Annotated in this window: 14 protein-coding genes; 4 read left to right on the top strand and 10 right to left on the bottom strand. The window is 64.2% G+C overall.

Annotation, left to right across the window (positions count from 1 at the left end; all coding sequences use genetic code 11):
• Nucleotides 1-58: 58 nt before the first annotated feature.
• From PAN08_RS15155 to pyrE, 8 genes are all read right to left on the bottom strand, one after another.
• The gene (locus PAN08_RS15155; RefSeq protein WP_269792357.1) at nucleotides 59-766 is read right to left on the bottom strand and encodes a response regulator transcription factor; all 708 of its coding nucleotides are present in this window, start codon (nucleotides 764-766) and stop codon (nucleotides 59-61) included.
• On the bottom strand, nucleotides 759-3,419 hold the full coding sequence (locus PAN08_RS15150; protein ID WP_269792356.1) for a sensor histidine kinase KdpD: 2,661 nt from the start codon (nucleotides 3,417-3,419) through the stop codon (nucleotides 759-761). The genes PAN08_RS15155 and PAN08_RS15150 overlap by 8 nt, the downstream gene beginning before the upstream one ends.
• A 36-nt stretch (nucleotides 3,420-3,455) precedes the next feature.
• Nucleotides 3,456-4,055 carry a potassium-transporting ATPase subunit KdpC gene (gene kdpC, locus PAN08_RS15145; protein ID WP_269792355.1) on the bottom strand — a complete coding sequence of 200 codons (600 nt, stop codon included), beginning with the start codon at nucleotides 4,053-4,055 and terminating at the stop codon, nucleotides 3,456-3,458.
• A gap of 8 nt (nucleotides 4,056-4,063) precedes the next feature.
• Complete coding sequence (gene kdpB, locus PAN08_RS15140; RefSeq protein ID WP_269792354.1) at nucleotides 4,064-6,112, bottom strand: potassium-transporting ATPase subunit KdpB; 2,049 nt, start codon at nucleotides 6,110-6,112, stop codon at nucleotides 4,064-4,066.
• A gap of 5 nt (nucleotides 6,113-6,117) precedes the next feature.
• Nucleotides 6,118-7,824: a potassium-transporting ATPase subunit KdpA gene (kdpA, locus tag PAN08_RS15135; protein WP_269792353.1), complete on the bottom strand. Its 1,707-nt coding sequence runs from the start codon at nucleotides 7,822-7,824 to the stop codon at nucleotides 6,118-6,120.
• Between the two features lie 10 nt (nucleotides 7,825-7,834).
• The gene (locus tag PAN08_RS15130; protein ID WP_057635969.1) at nucleotides 7,835-7,927 is read right to left on the bottom strand and encodes a potassium-transporting ATPase subunit F; all 93 of its coding nucleotides are present in this window, start codon (nucleotides 7,925-7,927) and stop codon (nucleotides 7,835-7,837) included.
• A 520-nt stretch (nucleotides 7,928-8,447) separates the two neighbouring features.
• Complete coding sequence (locus PAN08_RS15125) at nucleotides 8,448-9,152, bottom strand: hypothetical protein (protein ID WP_269792352.1); 705 nt, start codon at nucleotides 9,150-9,152, stop codon at nucleotides 8,448-8,450.
• A gap of 14 nt (nucleotides 9,153-9,166) precedes the next feature.
• On the bottom strand, nucleotides 9,167-9,826 hold the full coding sequence (pyrE, locus tag PAN08_RS15120; protein WP_269792351.1) for an orotate phosphoribosyltransferase: 660 nt from the start codon (nucleotides 9,824-9,826) through the stop codon (nucleotides 9,167-9,169).
• A gap of 112 nt (nucleotides 9,827-9,938) precedes the next feature.
• On the opposite strand from pyrE, the gene PAN08_RS15115 reads away from it, so the two are divergent.
• From PAN08_RS15115 to PAN08_RS15105, 3 genes are all read left to right on the top strand, one after another.
• A complete protein-coding gene (locus PAN08_RS15115) occupies nucleotides 9,939-10,739 on the top strand; it encodes an exodeoxyribonuclease III (RefSeq protein WP_269792350.1) in 801 nt (266 codons plus the stop codon).
• Entirely contained in the window at nucleotides 10,736-12,262 is a 1,527-nt protein-coding gene (locus tag PAN08_RS15110; RefSeq protein WP_269792349.1) for an MFS transporter, read from the top strand. Before PAN08_RS15115 ends, PAN08_RS15110 begins: the two co-directional genes overlap by 4 nt.
• Nucleotides 12,263-12,349: 87 nt before the next feature.
• Nucleotides 12,350-12,577 (top strand): hypothetical protein, encoded by a 228-nt coding sequence (locus PAN08_RS15105; RefSeq protein WP_269792348.1) that lies wholly within the window; start codon nucleotides 12,350-12,352, stop codon nucleotides 12,575-12,577.
• A 151-nt stretch (nucleotides 12,578-12,728) separates the two neighbouring features.
• On the opposite strand, the gene PAN08_RS15100 is transcribed toward PAN08_RS15105, so the two are convergent.
• Both PAN08_RS15100 and PAN08_RS15095 read right to left on the bottom strand, forming a co-directional pair.
• The gene (locus PAN08_RS15100) at nucleotides 12,729-13,853 is read right to left on the bottom strand and encodes an anhydro-N-acetylmuramic acid kinase (protein ID WP_269792347.1); all 1,125 of its coding nucleotides are present in this window, start codon (nucleotides 13,851-13,853) and stop codon (nucleotides 12,729-12,731) included.
• Between the two features lie 74 nt (nucleotides 13,854-13,927).
• Nucleotides 13,928-15,394: a peptidoglycan DD-metalloendopeptidase family protein gene (locus tag PAN08_RS15095; RefSeq protein ID WP_269792346.1), complete on the bottom strand. Its 1,467-nt coding sequence runs from the start codon at nucleotides 15,392-15,394 to the stop codon at nucleotides 13,928-13,930.
• Nucleotides 15,395-15,561: 167 nt separating this feature from the next.
• On the opposite strand from PAN08_RS15095, the gene tyrS reads away from it, so the two are divergent.
• Nucleotides 15,562-16,776, top strand: a complete 1,215-nt coding sequence (gene tyrS, locus PAN08_RS15090; RefSeq protein ID WP_269792345.1) for a tyrosine--tRNA ligase — start codon at nucleotides 15,562-15,564, stop codon at nucleotides 16,774-16,776.
• The last annotated feature ends 455 nt before the right edge of the window (nucleotides 16,777-17,231 follow it).

Below are 17,231 nucleotides of genomic sequence, written 5' to 3'. Positions count from 1 at the left end.
GGCCTTCTGTTTTAGGGAACCTGCGATGTGAATGGTGAGAAGGCGAGTACGCCGCGCTTCAAGCGCCGCCAAAGCGCAGGCCAACGCCCGGTTCGGTGAACAGGTAACGCGACTCCAGCGCCGAATCACCCAGTTTGTGGCGTAGCCGTCCGACCAGAATGCGCAGGTAATGCGTGTCATGCCGATGCGTCGGCCCCCAGATTTCCTGCAGGATCTGTGGCTGTGTCACCACTCGCCCGGCATTGCGCAACAGCAATGCGAGCAAGGCGTATTCCTTGCGGGTCAGTGCCACCGGCTCACCCTGCACGCGCACTTCGCGGCGTGCCAGGTCGATATGCAGACAACCATCATCGAACAATGGCACCTGGCCTTCGCTGTCGGTGCTGCGGTTGCGCAGCAGGGCACGCACGCGCGCCATCAACTCCTGCGTGCCGAATGGCTTGGTCACGTAATCGTTGGCACCGTTGTCCAGCGCACGCACCTTCTCCGCTTCGCCCGCGCGCACGCTGAGCATGATCACCGGCACTTGGCTCCATTGCCGCAGTTCGGCGAGCACGTCATGGCCTTCGATGTCAGGCAGGCCGATATCCAGAATCACCAGGTCGGCACTTTCTTCGGCCAGCCGCTGCAGGCCTTCGGTGCCGTTGGCGGCCTGGCTGACCGCGTAGCCCTGCGCACGCAGTGAAATATCGAGGAAGCGACGGATCTGCACTTCATCGTCAATCACCAGCACACGCGGCGGTGGAATGGCGGGTGTATCAACCATCGTCGTGCGGGGTTTCCGGTTGTGGTTGGAGCAGGGGCAAGGTCATGCGCACCAGCGTACCGCGTCCGTCGTGACCCGGCAGTGCTTCAACGTGGCCGCCGTGCGCGCCGATCATGCCTTGGCAGATGGTCAGCCCCAGCCCGGTGCCTTGGCGGCCGCGGTCACCGCGTTCCACGCTGTAGAACATGTCGAAGATGCGTGCACGCTCGGCGTCCGGAATGCCCGGGCCTTCGTCGATCACCTCAATGCACAGTTCACCCTCGTGCAGGCGTGCGCGCACTTCCACCGGGACACCGCTGGGGGAGAACTTGGTCGCGTTCTCCATCACGTTGAACACGGCCTGCTCGATCAACGCCGGGTGCACCCAGATCGGTGCCATGTCGTGCGGGATATCGAGTTTGAGCAGCACGTCGGGCTGATAGCGCTGCAGGCGCCGTGCGGCCGAGCCGATCAGTTCGTCCACACCGATCCAGTCACGGCTGAGCTTGAGGCCGTCGTGGCCGAGCCGGGTCATGTCCAGCAGGTTCTGGATGTACCGATCCAGCCGTTCGCCTTCGACCACGATGGTGTCGAGCAGGGCACGGCGGTCGTCGGCATCCATCGCGTCGGCATAGCTGGACAGACTGTCAGCCGAGCCGATCATCGCCGCCAGCGGCGAACGCAGGTCGTGCGATACCGAGGACAGCAGCGCGGAGCGTAGCCGTTCGGTTTCGTTGTGCAGGTGTGCGGTTTCCAGGTCGGCCACCAGCCGCGTGCGTAGAACGGCCTGGGCGATGTCATCGACCATCGCTTCCGCCAGCTGCCGTTGTTCCGGTGCAAGCCGTGGATGCTGGCGGCTGAACTGCATGCCGGTCACGCCGATGCCGCGACCTTCGCCATCCAGCAAGGGCAGGAACCACCAGCCGGCACCGGCCAGGGTGTCGGTGAAACGGCCCGCGGGTTGCCCGTGGCGCAAGGCCCAGTCAGCGGCGGCCAGATCGGTGTCGCCCGGCGCCGCGCTGCCGCTGGTGCTGATGTCGTGCGCCACCCGCACCCAGGCGGGCGAATCCAATGCTTGTTCGAGTGCGACTCGCCCAGCATGCGCCACCTGCGCGTTGTCCACGGCGGCGGCTAGTTGCCGTCCGAGTGCCTGGCGCAGGTTGGCGTGGCGGTTGGCCGCGCGCAGGGCCACCACCTGCATGCGCAACCGCGAGGCCAAGCGACCTGCCACCAATGCGGCGGCGAGAAACAGGAACACGGTGATCACGCCCTGACGCGCGCTGATCGCGAACGTGAAGCGCGGTGCGATGAAGAAGAAGTTGTACGCCAGGAAGCACAGCGTCGCTGCCAGCACGGCGGCGCTCATGCGCGTACGCGCCGCTACCAGCACCACCGCGACGATGAACACCATCGCCAGGTCACTCAGGCCGATCCAGTGCTCGCCCAGCCACGCCGCGACGCAGGCGATGACCGTGGCCAGTACCGCGGTTGATGCATCTTTGCTCCAACCGTCCGGTGGCAATGACAGGCCCATCCGGCGTGCTTTCGCACGTGCCTGCGGGGTGCTGATGATGGTGATTTCGTAGTGCGCGCCGCGTTGGATCAACTGCTGGGTCAGGGTCTGGTTGAACAGCCGTGCCAGCGGACGCTCGCGCGTGCGGCCCAGCACCAGCGTGGACACGGCGTTGTGTGCGGCGTAATCCAGCAGCACATCGGCAATGCCGGGGCCGTGCAGCAGCTCGGCCTCGCCACCGAGCCGGCGGGCCAGTGCGAATGCGGCATCGATTTCGCGCCGAGTGGCTTCATCGTGACGCCGGTGTTGCACGGTAACCACGGACCACGGCGCATCGCGGCGCTCGGCGATGCGTCGCGCCACACGCACCAGATACTCACTTTGCCCGCTGCCATCGATCGCGACCACCACACGCCGCTTCAGCGGCAGATTGCCTTCGCCACGTGCGGCGCGGGCTTCGCGAAGGCTGTTGTCCACGCGGTCGGCGGCCTCCTGCATGGCCAGTTCGCGCAACGCGGTGAGGTTGGCCGGTGAGAAGAAGGCCTGCAGCGCCTGCGCCGCCTGCTCGGGCACGTAGACCTTGCCCTGCTGCAGGCGTTCGATCAGCTCGCGGGGCGGCAGATCCACCAGCACGATGTCGTGCAGCCGGTCGAACACTACATCGGGCACGGTTTCGCTCACGCGCACGCCGGTGATGCGCATCACCACGTCGTTGAGGCTTTCCAGGTGCTGGATGTTGATCGTTGTCCAGACATCGATGCCGGCGTCGAGCAGCTCCATCACGTCCTGCCAGCGCCGTTCATGTCGGCTGCCGGGGGCATTGCGATGTGCCAGCTCGTCCACCAGTACGAGCACGGGATGCCGTGTGAGCACGGCATCCAGATCCATCTCTTTCAGGTGATGGCCGCGATAGTCCACCTCACGCAAGGGAATGGTTGGCAGGCCATCCAGCAGCGCGGCGGTATCGCTGCGGCCATGCGTTTCAATCAGGCCCACGGCCACGTCCACGCCGCGCCGCAGTTGTTCCTGGGCGCGGGTGAGCATGCTGAAGGTCTTGCCGACGCCGGGCGCGGCGCCGAGGAAAACCGTCAGTTTGCCGCCGGCTTCGCGTTGCAGACCTTCCACCAATGCGTTGGCCTGACGGCTGCGGGAATCGTTCATGGCCGCGATTGTGCGCTGTCGCCGGTGCATGGCGCATCAGGGTGCATGCGAGGCCTCATCAAGCGCACGGTTGAGTGCGATCACATTGATGCGTGGTTGGCCGAACACGCCCCACTGGCGGGCCTGTCGTTGTGCATCCAGCAATGTCTGCACGCGTGCCTGCGGCCAGCCGCGCGCCTGCGCTACACGCGCCACCTGCACCTGCACGGCTGCAGGCGACAGCTCCGGGTCCATGCCACTGCCCGACTGGGTGACCAGTTCACCCGGCACCTTCGACGCGTCGATGTTTTCGCGCGTGGCAACGGCCTGGGTGGCTTCGGCGACACGCTTGATCAGGTCGGGATTGCTGCGTGCCATGTTGCTACCGGCCGCGGCCATTGGGTCGTAGCTGGCGGCGGAGGGACGCGTCTGGAAATAGCCGTCGCCGGTGAACGGCTGCGCCACCAGCAGCGATGCGCGCACCGTGCCATCCGCATCGCGGACCAGACTGCCATCGGCCTGTGCCGGGAATAGCGTGCCGGCCGCGCCGGTGGCGGCCAGTGCATAGACCAGACCGGTGCCGAGCAGTCCGAACAGCGACAGGCCGATAGCCGGGCGCCACAGCGGATTACGAACGCGGGAGATGGACGTTTTCATTGAGCGGTTCATACGCCGAATACCAGAGCGAGAAGAAGGTCGATGGCCTTGATGGCCGCGAACGGCAACAGCACGCCGCCCAGCCCGTACACCAGCATGTTCCGGCGCAGCAGCGCGGTTGCCGTGGCCGGGCGGAAGCGCACACCGCGCAGTGCCAGCGGGATCAAGGCCGGAATCACCAGCGCATTGAAGATCAGCGCCGACAGCACCGCATTGCGTGGGCTGGACAGCTGCATCACATCCAGCGCCGCCATCGACGGGATGGCCGCTGCGAACAACGCCGGCAGGATCGCGAAGTACTTGGAGACGTCATTGGCCAACGAAAACGTGGTCAGCGCGCCTCGGGTAATCAGCTGTTGCTTGCCCACTTCCACCACGGCCAACAGCTTGGCCGGGTCCGAATCCAGGTCGACCATGTTGCCGGCTTCCTTGGCCGCCTGCGTGCCGGAGTTCATCGCCAAACCGATGTCGGCCTGCGCCAGTGCCGGCGCATCGTTGGTGCCGTCGCCGACCATCGCCACCAGCCGACCGTCAGCTTGCTCGGCGCGGATGCGGGCGAGCTTGTCTTCCGGCCGCGCCTGGGCGATGTAATCGTCCACGCCGGCTTCGGCAGCAATCGCGGCGGCGGTGAGCGGGTTGTCGCCGGTGATCATCACCGTGCGGATGCCCATTGCCCGCAGCTGCGCGAATTTCTCGCGCATGCCGTGCTTGACCACGTCGGCCAGTTCCACCACGCCAAGTACATGGCGGCCTTCGCTCACCACCAATGGCGTGGCGCCACCACGCGCCACCTGGTCTACGCGCGCCTGCAATTCATTGGGCACGTTGCCGCCGAGTGCGAGCACATGCGCGACGATGGCATCGGAGGCGCCCTTGCGGATGCGTCGGCCGCTGTCCAGGTCCACACCGGACATGCGGGTTTGCGCGGTGAAGGCCAGGTAATCCGCGACCTCGGGCTCTGCAGTTGAACAGCCTTGCTCACGCGCCAGGCGCACGATGGATTTGCCTTCCGGCGTCGGGTCGGCCAACGACGACAGCAGGGCGGCTTCGCGCAGTTGTGCTGCATCGATACCGGCCAGCGGATGGAACACCGTGGCCTGGCGGTCGCCGTAAGTGATGGTGCCGGTCTTGTCGAGCAGCAGCACATCCACGTCGCCGGCGACTTCCACCGCCTTGCCGGATTTGGCCAACACATTGGCGGCCAACGCGCGGTTCATGCCGGCGATGCCGATGGCCGGCAGCAGCCCGCCGATGGTGGTGGGAATCAGGCACACCAGCAGCGCGATCAACAACAGCGGGTCGAGCGAGACGCCGACAAATCCTGCGATGGTCGGCAGCGTCGCCACCACCACCAGGAAGGTCAGCGACATCGCCGCCAACAACAGCGTCAACGCGATTTCGTTAGGTGTCTTCTGCCGGTTGGCACCTTCCACCAGCGCGATCATGCGGTCCAGAAAGCTGTGACCCGGTTCGGCGGTGATACGCACGACGATTTCGTCAGACAACACCTTGGTGCCGCCGATCACACCGGAGCGGTCGGTGTCAGCTTCACGCAGCACCGGCGCGGATTCGCCAGTGACCGCAGCTTCGTTGATGGTGGCCAGGCCGCGCACGATCTCGCCATCGGCCGGTACGAACTCACCGGCGCTGACGATCACCAGGTCGCCCGGATGCAGCTCGGCGGCGGGCACCTTGTCTTCTGCGGCACCGACCAGTGCCGTCGCCAGACGGCGCGCGATCAAATCCTGGCGGGCGCGGCGCAGCGAGGCCGCCTGGCCACGGCCGCGAGCTTCCGCCACGGCTTCGGCGAAATTGCCGAACAGCACGGTCACCAGCAGGATCGCGCTGACCGCCAAGCCGAAGCCCAGCGGCGCGTGACCACTCAGCGTCAACACCAGTGCCAGCAGGGTGCCTGCCATGACGATGGCCATCACCGGGTTGTGCAACAGATGCATCGGCGCCAGCTTGCGCACCGACTCCAGCAACGCGCGACGCAGGCCGGCAGCATCAAGAAGCGCAGGGCGCCGTGAAGCGATAGGGGAAACAGAGGGATTCATGGATATCAGGCTCCCTGCAGCGTCAGGCTGAGGTGGTCGGCTACTGGGCCGAGCACCAATGCGGGCATGAACTGCAGCACGGTGAGGACGACGATCACGCAGACCAAGGTCAGGGCGAAGGTCGGGGTTTCGATCTGCAGGCTGCCCGCGCTCTGCGGTGCCTGGCGTTTTGCGGCCAGCTGTGAAGCGATGACCAGCGGAATGATCAGGATGGGGAAGCGCCCCAGGATCAGCACCAACGCGCAGCTCAGGTTCCACCACACGGTGTTGTCAGCCAGTCCTTCAAAGCCCGAACCGTTGTTGGCGTAGGCAGAGACGAACTCGTAGAACACTTGGCTGATGCCATGGAATCCGGGATTGGAGGTGCCAGCCAGCCCGGGGATGGCCAAGGTCAGCGCCGTCATGCCAAGCAGGGTGATCGGCTGCAGCAGGATCAACACCGCCAGCAGGCGAACCTGCGGTGTTTCCAGTTTGCGTCCGAACAATTCCGGCGTGCGCCCGGTCATCAGCCCGGCCAGGAACACCGACATCATGAGGTAGACGAGGAACTGCTGAAGGCCGCAACCGATGCCGCCCCAGATGGCGCCGATCAGCATGTTGACCAGGGAGACCATGCCGGTCAGCGGGCTCATCGAATCCTGCATGCCGTTGACCGAGCCGTTCTGCACCTGGGTGGTGAGGGTGGCCCACAACGCCGTGCCCTCCGCACCAAAGCGGGTTTCCTTGCCTTCCATCAACAGGGGGCTGGCCGCCGTGGCGCTGTGGCCTTCCAGCCACAGGCTGCCGAAAGTGGACAGCAATGACATGCCGAGCATGCAGCCGAACACCAAGGCGCCGAATCGACGCCGGCCGGTGAAGCTGCCGATCATGAAGATGATGGCGATCGGGATCAGCAGGATGCCGATCAGTTCCAGCGCATTGGACAGGGGCGTCGGGTTCTCCAGCGGCACGCTGCTGTTTGGCCCATACCAGCCGCCGCCGTTCGCGCCGAGCTGCTTGGCCGCGACCATCGCCGCCACCGGGCCGAGTGGAATTTTCTGCGTTTCCATGCCGGCACTGGTATCGATCGGCGTGGCCTGCGGACCGGCCGCCAATGTGGAAGGCACGCCCTGCCAGGTCAGCAACAGCGTCCACAGCAGGCACAACGGCAGCAGGAAGCGCAGGCACAGGCGCACCACATCGGCGTAGTAATTGCCGACAGTCACCCGCACCGGGGCACCACTTTCAACGGACGTGGGTGCCTTTGCGAACAACGCACGCAACGTTGCCACCGCCAGGGCCAGCCCCATCATCGGCGTAATCACCTGGAGCCCGGTGATGCCGGTCATCTGCGAGAAGTAGGACAGCTGCGCCTGGCCGCTGTAGTGCTGCTGATTGGTGTTGGTGAGGAACGACACCATCGTGTGCAGTGCGGTATCCCAACGCAGGTTGGGGATGTTGTCGGGATTGAGCGGCAACCAGGCCTGGGTCATGAACACCGTCTGGGTGAGCACGGCCAGCACCAGGTTGCTGATCAGGAACGCGAGCACATAACCGCGCCAGGACATGGAATGGTTGGGGTCCACGCCCAGCACGCGATACAGCGGTTTTTCGATCCAATGGAACAGCACGTCGATACGCATCGGCGTGCCGCGCATCAATCGCGCCAGATACAGGCCCAATGGCCAGGCCAGCGCGATGCTGGTCAGCAGGATGACAAGAGTTTCGGTCACGGCATGCTCCTCAGAACGACTCGGGTCGCAGGACCGCGTACAGCAGATAGGCGGCGGCGATCAGCACCACCACACCGCACAACAAAGAAAGCCAGCCGGGCATGGAAACCTCGATATCGGGACGGGTTCCGGCGGGGCCGGAACATCACGTCAATGGACGGGCGGGGCAGCGACGCATGCACGTCGCCAATGCCCCGATCAGGGACGGCATCGTCCTCCCGCAGGCCGTAAACGTTCGACGCCTTGGACGTGGCAATGGCGTAAAAACGCCATAAAAATGTGGATCGAGGCGTAGAAAAGGGCAGGGCGGGCAACGTGGTGGCGTTCCCTGCGAGCGGGCCGGTGGCGGTAGCGGGCGTTCCGTCATCACGGAGGTCGGACACTCCCCACTTCGTGCGCAGGAGAAGGTGGCCGAAGGGCGGAGGAGGGCGCGCCTCTGGACAGGCGCTCGTCGCCCGAACACACAAGGGGTATCCGGAACCTCATCGGTTGTCAGGGTTTCGCGATGAAATCCCCGAGTTCGCTCCGCTTGCCCAGGCTACAAAGAGCAGCAAAACCTTCGGCATCGCACAAAAAAAAACGGCCTGAAGGCCGTTTTCTAGAACCACGCGTTGTCTTGCCACTCAGCCCTTCACCGCCTCCGGCGAAGAAGGCGCAACGGCGGTACCTGCCGGGGTAATCCCCTTCAACTCACGGTACCGCGCCAGAGTTTCGGCAATCTCCACTTCCAGCGTTTGCCGCTGATGCTCAAATGCAGTCTGCAGGCGCAGCTGCGCCAATAGCTCGTTGTGACGCTGGCGGATTTCTTCGGCCTGCTTGTCACTCACCTTTTGCCCGGCCAGTTCCTTATTGCCGGCTGACAGCAACTGTGCCGCCAACGCTTCGCGCAGGCTGGTCACGTTATAGCTGGCGGTCTTGATGTTGTTGTCGACGATGGCGGTGCGCTCGTTGAACACACGGCGCAAGGCATCCTCGCTGCCATAGGTGGACAACATCGCCTGCTCGGTACGCTTGCGGGTTTCGACCGCAGCGGCGTCTACCTGCGCTTGCGCCTGGGCCAGTGCGGCATCGGCGCGTTCCTCGCTGGTGAGCGCGCGTCCCACCTCGGCGCTGCGCAGACCGCTGCGGGCATTGAACTCCTGACGCGCACTGTTCACCGCTTCTGCCGGCAACGTGTCTGAACAGATGCGTTCGCCGCGCGCGTTATCCCAGCAATACAGCTTCTTGGCGGCGGCCTCAGGCTTGTTCTGTGCGATTGCCGGCAATGCCAGCGCGGCCAGCATCAGCAGGCCCGCGGCAACCCCGGTCTTGGAAGAAATTGGCGTCATGGCAGCCCCTGCTGTCAGCCGGTTGGATTGCTCCCGTAGCGGGCGCGATAGGCCAGCAACGGTTCCCGATAACCCACAAGTTCCGGGTTCCCGGAGGCGAAAGCAAGCAGGTCGGCCAGGTTGGCCACGGCAATCACCGGGATGCCGGTTTCGGCGGCCACGGACTGGGCGGCCGAACGGCTGTCCTGCTCGGAGGCGATTTCCTGGCGATCCAACGCCACCACGATGCCGGCCGGGATGCCGTTGGCAGCACGGATGATGTCCAGCGCCTCGCGGATGGCGGTGCCGGCGGTGATCACGTCATCGACAATCAGAATGCGCTTGCCGGCCATGTCGGCGCCGATCAGGGTGCCGCCTTCGCCGTGGTCCTTGGCTTCCTTGCGGTTGAAGGTCAGCGGCAGGTCGCGGCCACGGTGCGAGAACTCGCAGGCAATGGCGGTGGCCAGCGGGATGCCCTTGTAGGCCGGGCCGAACAGTTGGTCATAGGCGATGCCGGCCGATTCGATGGCATCGGCATAGCAGTTGCCCAGCTGGGACAGCGCCAGGCCGGTGTCAAAACGGCCAGCATTGAAGAAATACGGGCTCACGCGGCCGGACTTGAGGGTGAACTGGCCAAAGCGCAGCGCGTCGGCATTCAGCGCCAGCTGCAGAAAGCGGGAACGGTGATCGCTCATGTAAATACGTTTTCTTGTCGTCTTATGAAGGCTACTAGGGTAAAGCATGGCTTCGGGGAATGCTGGCGTGGGCGGTATGCTGTGCCGATCACAGGTCTGTCAGTGGTTTTCCATGCGCATCATCAGCTTCAACGCCAACGGGATTCGTTCGGCCACCACCAAGGGTTTCAGCGAGTGGTTCCTGCAGCAGCAGGCCGACGTGCTGTGTATTCAGGAGACCAAAGCGCAGGAGTCGCAGCTGACCGATGGGCTGTTCCGGCCGGACGGCCACCATTGCTTCTACCGCGATGCCATCACCAAGAAGGGCTACAGCGGGGTGTCCATCTGGAGCCGTCGTGAGCCCGACGAAGTCCGCACCGGGCTGGGCTGGGCGCCGTTTGACGATGAAGGCCGCTACATCGAAGCCCGTTTCGGCAACCTCAGCGTGGTCTCGTTCTATATTCCCTCCGGTTCCTCGGGCGAACTGCGCCAAGGCTTCAAGTTCGAGGTCATGCAGTGGCTGCGGCCATTGTTGGACGAATGGCTGGCCAGTGGCCGCGATTACGTGCTGTGCGGGGACTGGAATATCGTCCGCAGCGCGCTGGACATCAAAAACTGGAAATCCAATCAGAAGAATTCCGGCTGCCTGCCCGAGGAGCGCGATTGGCTGAATGGGCTGTGCGCCGATCTTCCGGATCAATGCGACCCGGCGACGGGACGTGGCTGGGTGGACGCCTACCGCGCGCTGCACCCGGAAGGCCAGGACTACACCTGGTGGAGCAACCGGGGTGCGGCCCGGGCCAACAACGTTGGTTGGCGCATCGATTACCAGTTTGTCACCCCGGGCCTGCGTGAACGCCTGCGCGGTTGCTCCATCTACCGCGACCAGCGCTTTTCCGACCACGCACCGTTCACCGTGGACTACGACCTGTGACCCCAGCCATCGCGGATACCCCGCGCGGGCTGCAGCGTCTGCGGCGCCTGTTCGTCATCCTGCTGCTCGGCTTTGCTTCCGGCCTGCCGTTGGCGCTGACGGGCGGTGCGATGCAGGCGTGGTTGACGGTGGACGGCTTGGATCTGGTGACGCTGGGCTTCCTGTCGCTGATCGGTATTCCCTACACCTTCAAGTTTCTTTGGGCGCCGCTGATCGACCGCTTCGATCTGCCAGTGCTGGGCCGCCGACGCGGCTGGATCGTGCTGCTGCTGTTCGTGCTGGGTGCGGCGCTGTTGTTGATGAGTACGCTGTCGCCAGCGCGCAACCTGGCGTTGTTTGCGTCGGTGGCGGTCTTGGTGGCGTGTCTGTCGGCGACGCTGGACGTGGTGATCGATGCCTACCGGACCGATCTGCTGGAGCCGTCCGAGCGGGGATTGGGCGGTTCGCTGACGGTGCTGGGCTATCGCCTGGCGATGGTGTTGTCTGGCGGCATCACCCTGATCTGGGCCGAGCAATGGCAGAGCTGGCCGCAGGTTTACCAGGTCATGGCGGGGCTGTCGGTTGCTGTTGGCGTACTGGCATTGCTGTTGATGCCCGCGCTGCCCGAGCGCTTCAAGGCGCCGGTATCCAAGGCCGGTGGCGAGCTGCGTGGTTTCCTGGCGCTGGTAGTCGGTGTGGGCGTGGGTGCCTGGTTGGCGCACCAGTTGCTGGTGCTGCTTGGGCTGGACCCGGACAGCAGCGACCGCTGGGTGCGGCTGGTATTCGTCGTTACCCAGATTGCCGCGGCAATGCTGCTGGGCCTGAGTGTCACCCGCTGGGTGCGTTTTGAAACGCTCAACGCCTCACTGCGCAGCTACTTCAGCATGCGGGGTGCGGGGGCGTTCCTGGCCCTGGTGGTGCTGTACAAAGTGGGCGATGCGTTCGCACTGAGTCTGTCCACGCCATTTCTGCTCAAGGGCATGCATTTCAGCCAGTCGGAAGTCGGCTTGGCCAACAAGACCATTGGTCTATTGATGACGATTGTCGGGGCCATCGTCGGTGGCTTCTTCCTGCTGCGGTTGCGGTTGTCCACGGCGGTCATCGCTTTCGGCGTGCTGCAGTTGGTTTCCAATCTCGGCTTCTACCTGCTGGCACGCGAAGGCGCGGGCGCCTGGGGCACGCTGAACGTGCCGGCCTTCAGCCTGCTGATCGTGCATCTGGATACGCCTACGCCGATGGACAGCCTGCTGTTGTTCGCGCTGAGCCTGGACAACTTCGCCGGCGGCATGGGAACGGCGGCGTTCGTGGCGTTGCTTAGCGGCCTATGCGGCACGCGATTCTCGGCGACGCATTACGCGCTGCTATCGGCTTTTGCCACGCTGGGGCGAGTGTTTGTCGGCCCATTTGCCGGCGTGCTGGCTGATGCCTATGGCTGGAAGGTGTTCTTCCTGGTGTCGGTGGTCGTCGGCATTCCGGGGCTGCTGATGGCGTGGTGGTTGCGCCGTGAGGTAGACGCCACTACCCAGGTCAACCGGTCAGTCTGAATGGCAAAAGGTGGGCGCGATTGAATCCAGCGCCCACCTCACTGATCATGCGGACGGGGGATCTACCGGACAGCTGATGTGAATGACATGGCCGACGTGATCTTGCGGGACATCGACCCGCTCTTGCTTGAACGTATCCGCCGCCTTTCCGTGGCGCGTGGGTGGACGCGTGAACACACGTGCCTGATGCTGCTGGAGCAGGGCTTGTTCGCCAGTGAACACGAAGTACGCAACGGCTTCGAGAACCGCGAAGTGGACGCCCTGACCGAGGCCATCCAGGCGCTGCGCGCGCTGCCGGCGGGCGACAGCCCGTAATTAACACGCGGTGCACGGACGACGCCCTTCTCCCGCAAGCGGGAGAAGGGGCCCGAAGGGCGGAGGAGGGCGTTTTTTGCTTTTGCCTTTGAGTAGCAGCCAAAGCCCGCTGCTAAGGCCGGAGCAACCTCGATCCCGGTAATTCCCGCGCTTACGCCAGGTGAATCGCCCCTAGAATCCGCAACCCTCGCGCGCCGCTGACGCTGGGCAGGTTTCCCGGCCGTCCGGCCAGCGTTTCATGCGCCAGCCACGCAAACCCCATCGCCTCCATGTAATCCGGGTCCAGACCGTGCACGGCGCTTGAGTCAATCAAGGCGCCCGGCAAACGCGACTGCAGACGCTGCAACAGCTGCCGATTGCGTACACCTCCGCCGCACGCCAACACGCGGCGCACCTCCGGTAGATGCAGGAGCAGCGCATTGGCTACGGTCGCTGCGGTCAGCTCCAGCAACGTCGCCTGCACATCGGCCGGGGCGATCATGTCGGTACCCAGCTGCGCTTCCACCCATTCCAAGTGGAACTGCTCGCGCCCGGTGCTCTTGGGCGGGGGCAGGGCGAACCACGGTTCGGCCAGCAACCGCGCCAGCAGTGCTTCGTTCACTTGGCCGCTGGCGGCAAATGCGCCGTCGGCGTCGAAGGCATGGCCCAGGTGCCGCTGGCACCAGCCGTCGAGCAGGGCATTGGCCGGGCCGGTATCAAAACCGCGCAGGCTGCCATCGCGGCCGATCAAACTCAGGTTGGCGATACCGCCCAGGTTCAACACTGCGCGGTCTTCATCTGCACTGCCGAGCATCGCCAGGTGGAAGGCTGGCATCAGTGGCGCGCCATGGCCGCCTGCAGCCACGTCACGACGGCGGAAGTCGGCCACCGTGGTGATGCCGGTCAGCTCGGCGATGCGGTTGGCGTCCCCAATCTGCCAGGTGAATGCAGGCTCGGCCGACGGACGATGACGGATGGTCTGGCCGTGCGAACCAATCGCCTGCACCTGCGTGCGCGGCACGCCTGCTTCATCCAACAACTGGTTGGCGGCGTGGGCGAAGGCGATGCCGACCCGGGCATCCAGCTGTCCCAGCGCGTCCAGCGATTCGGGCTCGCGGCCTTGGCCGAGTGCGATCAAGGCCTGTCGCGTCGGCGCGTCCCATGCATACGTTTGCCCCTGCACGAAGCGGCACCCCCCGTGTTCTGGAAACTGCACCAGCGCCGCATCAATGCCGTCGGCGCTGGTGCCGGACATCAGGCCAAGGAACAACGGCAGCTGTGGATCGCATTGCGTCATGGGTAGGCCTGCAAAGACAACGGGCAGGGAAGCTTCATGCTCCCTGCCCGTCGCGTCAACGCATTGTGGTGTGCTCAGCCGCGCTTGTTGGCCGGTGCGGCGGCTGGCGGCGGCGTGGCGCTGGCGGTGCGCTTGTCATCTTCCGGCGCGGTACCGGCGTCGGCATAGATCAACTGCTCCATGCCCTGGATGCGAGCCATTGCCGGTGACGTCTGTGCACGGAAAGCCACCAGCTCGGCACCCTTGAGTGGCTCGGCCGGCGGCATCGTCACCGACAGCGGATTGCGGTGCTGACCGTTGACGCGGAATTCGTAGTGCAGATGCGGGCCGGTCGCCAAGCCGGTGGAGCCGACGTAGCCAATGATGTCGCCCTGATTGACGCGCTGGCCGGTGCGGTAGCCGCCAAAGCGCGACATATGCCCATACAGCGTGGAGTGGCCGCGGCCGTGGTCCAGGATCACCACATTGCCGTAACCGCGTTGCACGCCGGCAAACTGCACGCGCGCATCACCAGCGGCCATGATCGGCGTGCCGGTACGCGCGGCGTAATCCACGCCCTTGTGCATGCGCATCGTGCCCAGCACCGGATGACGACGCGAGCCAAAATTGGAACTCAACCGTGCGAACTGAATTGGCGAGCGGATGAAGCTCTTCTTCAGCGGCCGCCCATTGAGATCGAAGTATTCCGGCTTGCCATTGCGCTCGAAACGGAAGCCGGTGTACGTCTTGCCGCCAGTGGTGAACGTCGCGGCCAGCACTTTGCTGGTGTCGATGCGCTCGCCTTCACGCCAGGTCTCGTCCATCACCACGCTGAAGCGGTCGCCCTGCTTCAGGTCTTTGGAGAAGTCGATGTCGTATTTGAAGATGTCGTCGGTCATTGTCGCGATGGCCGAAGGCGACAGGCCCGCCCTACGCGCGGCGGCATAGAGCGAACTGGTGATTTCACCGCTGGTTACCACGGTGCGTGTGCTGGTGGAACGCTCCAGCACCTTTTCGCGGATTTGATCGCCCTGCAGCGCCAGCTCCACACGGTGACTGGCATCGCGGTCAAAACGGATGGTGCGCAGCGCGCCATTCACTGGCAGGTCGAAGGCGATTTCCGCGCCCGGACGGAGCTTGGTCAGCGCCTCGCGGGTGCCCGGGTGTTCCAGCACGCGGTGCATCACCGTGGCCGGCACGCCGGCCGCTTCAAACAGGTCACTCAAGGTCTGGCCGCGCTGCACCCGCAGAATCTGCCAGCTGTCGCCGGGCGTTTCGCCCATGCGCGCCAGCGACAGCGCCGGCAGCGGCAATGCCAGCGTCGAATGCGACGACGGCAGCGATGTATCAATGGCGTTGGAGAAACCGGGGACGATAGTCGCAACCAACGCGCCAATCGTCACGAACAGGCTGGCATGGATCCAGTGTTGCCGGGTCCAGCGTTCATTGAACGCAGCCGGCAGATGGTGCTTGAGCCTCCGATGCAGGGCGGTGTCGTGCAGGACGTTGAGTCGTTCCTGGAAGCGCTGCTTGCGCGCTTGGCCGTGATCGGATTGTGGCATCGGTCGGTTCTCTGGTCGGCCCGGATCGCGGGCCTAAACGCGGTTAACATAGACACCTATCAATACCGCGTCAAACCATTGAGCTGCATGGCTTTTCGATTGGTTAACGTGGTTAACTTGTACTTAACACCATTCATGTTTTTGACGGCGAAGCCGGGAGTTTTAGCGTGTCCTCGATTGATGAAGCCCTTGCTCTGATCGGCCGTGGCGCCGACGAGATTCTCAAAGCGGATGAATTGCGCCAGCGTCTGGAAAGCGGCCGCCCGCTGCGTGTGAAGGCCGGCTTCGACCCCACCGCACCCGACCTGCATCTGGGTCACACCGTGCTGCTGAACAAGCTGCGCCAGTTTCAGGATCTCGGCCACCAGGTAATTTTTCTGATCGGCGACTTCACCGGCATGATCGGTGACCCGTCCGGCAAGAGCCTCACCCGCAAGCCGCTGAGCAAGGACGACGTACTCGCCAACGCCCGTACCTATGAAGAGCAGGTATTCAATGTGCTGGACCGTGAAAAGACCGAAGTCCGCTTCAACTCCGAGTGGTTCGGCAAGATGGGCGCGGCCGACATGATCCGCCTGGCCGGTCAACACACCGTCGCACGCATGCTTGAGCGCGACGATTTCTCCAAGCGCTACGCCGCCCAGCAATCCATCGCCATCCACGAATTCCTGTACCCGCTGGTGCAGGGCTACGATTCGGTGGCGCTGGAAGCGGACGTCGAGCTCGGCGGCACCGACCAGAAGTTCAACCTGCTGATGGGCCGTGGCCTGCAGGAGCATTACGGACAGAAGCCGCAGATCGTGCTGACCATGCCGCTGCTGGAAGGCCTGGACGGCGTCAACAAAATGTCCAAGTCGTTGAACAACTACATTGGCATCAGCGAGCCGGCCATCGACATGGTCACCAAGACCATGAAGGTGGACGACACCTTGATGTGGCGCTGGATCGACCTGCTCAGCTTTGACATCTCCATTGCCGAAGCCCAGCAACTGCGCGCCGACGTGGAAGCCGGCACGATCAATCCGCGTGAGATCAAGCTGCGCCTGGCACGTGAGCTGACCACCCGTTTCCACGATGCCGCTGCAGCCGAGCAGGCCATCGCCGGCTGGAATGCCGCCGTGACCGGGCAGGGCGACATCACCCAGCTGCCGTTGCAGGAAGTCACGGTGCCGGCCGAAGGTCTGCGTATCGGCGCCCTGCTGACCGCGGCGGGCCTCACGCCCAGTAATTCCGAAGCCTCCCGCAAGCTCAAGGAGCGCGCAGTGAAGGTTGATGGCGAGGTCGTCGAAGACGCCCAGCGCATTCTGCAACCAGGTTTTGAAGGGTTGTTGCAGGTTGGCAAGCGCACGTTCGCCCGGGTAGTGCTGGTAGCAGCAAACTAAGGCGTAGCAGCAAGCCAGGAGCGCGGTCGTAAGCAAGCCAAGGCTCCTCTTCCCGTGGGGAGGAGCTGAGGTTGGATGGGGCGATCAGGTCTCAATGCCGCAGAAGGTCTGGCTGGCCAGCGGTTTGCGTGGGCATTCCGCACACTAATAAGGTGTAGCGAAGCAGCCCACAGCGCCTCCCGGCGGGCAAAGAGCGAAAGTTTGAAAAAAAACGACGAACCCCTTCACAAAGTCCTCAAAGAAGGACATACTTTCCCTCCCCCGTCGCAGGGGTCCTCCAGAGGACATCAGCGGCAGGAAGTTGAAGTTCAGCAGCCTCTCAAAAAGGTGTTGACGGAAACGAAAAGCCTGACATAATAGGCGGCTCGCTTCGACGAAAGACCTTCGGGTTTGCCGCAGAAGCAGCAGCGTCAACCGCCTCGAAATGAGGTGTTGACGAAGCGGAAAAGCCGGCT

Source organism: Stenotrophomonas sp. Iso1 (genome assembly GCF_027497995.1).
Taxonomy (GTDB): Bacteria; Pseudomonadota; Gammaproteobacteria; order Xanthomonadales; family Xanthomonadaceae; genus Stenotrophomonas.
The sequence above is the reverse complement of the archived record's forward strand: the minus strand, read 5'-3'. Positions and strand labels throughout refer to the sequence as shown.

What these genes read in the sequence shown, in the direction of transcription:
- PAN08_RS15155 (WP_269792357.1), bottom strand. Translation starts at nt 766, where the DNA reads ATGGTTGATACACCCGCCATTCCACCGCCGCGTGTGCTGGTGATTGAC.
- PAN08_RS15130 (WP_057635969.1), bottom strand. Translation starts at nt 7,927, where the DNA reads ATGCCCGGCTGGCTTTCTTTGTTGTGCGGTGTGGTGGTGCTGATCGCC.
- PAN08_RS15105 (WP_269792348.1), top strand. Translation starts at nt 12,350, where the DNA reads ATGGCCGACGTGATCTTGCGGGACATCGACCCGCTCTTGCTTGAACGT.
- PAN08_RS15100 (WP_269792347.1), bottom strand. Translation starts at nt 13,853, where the DNA reads ATGACGCAATGCGATCCACAGCTGCCGTTGTTCCTTGGCCTGATGTCC.
- kdpB (WP_269792354.1), bottom strand. Translation starts at nt 6,112, where the DNA reads ATGAATCCCTCTGTTTCCCCTATCGCTTCACGGCGCCCTGCGCTTCTT.
- PAN08_RS15150 (WP_269792356.1), bottom strand. Translation starts at nt 3,419, where the DNA reads ATGAACGATTCCCGCAGCCGTCAGGCCAACGCATTGGTGGAAGGTCTG.
- PAN08_RS15115 (WP_269792350.1), top strand. Translation starts at nt 9,939, where the DNA reads ATGCGCATCATCAGCTTCAACGCCAACGGGATTCGTTCGGCCACCACC.
- kdpC (WP_269792355.1), bottom strand. Translation starts at nt 4,055, where the DNA reads ATGAAAACGTCCATCTCCCGCGTTCGTAATCCGCTGTGGCGCCCGGCT.
- PAN08_RS15125 (WP_269792352.1), bottom strand. Translation starts at nt 9,152, where the DNA reads ATGACGCCAATTTCTTCCAAGACCGGGGTTGCCGCGGGCCTGCTGATG.
- pyrE (WP_269792351.1), bottom strand. Translation starts at nt 9,826, where the DNA reads ATGAGCGATCACCGTTCCCGCTTTCTGCAGCTGGCGCTGAATGCCGAC.
- PAN08_RS15095 (WP_269792346.1), bottom strand. Translation starts at nt 15,394, where the DNA reads ATGCCACAATCCGATCACGGCCAAGCGCGCAAGCAGCGCTTCCAGGAA.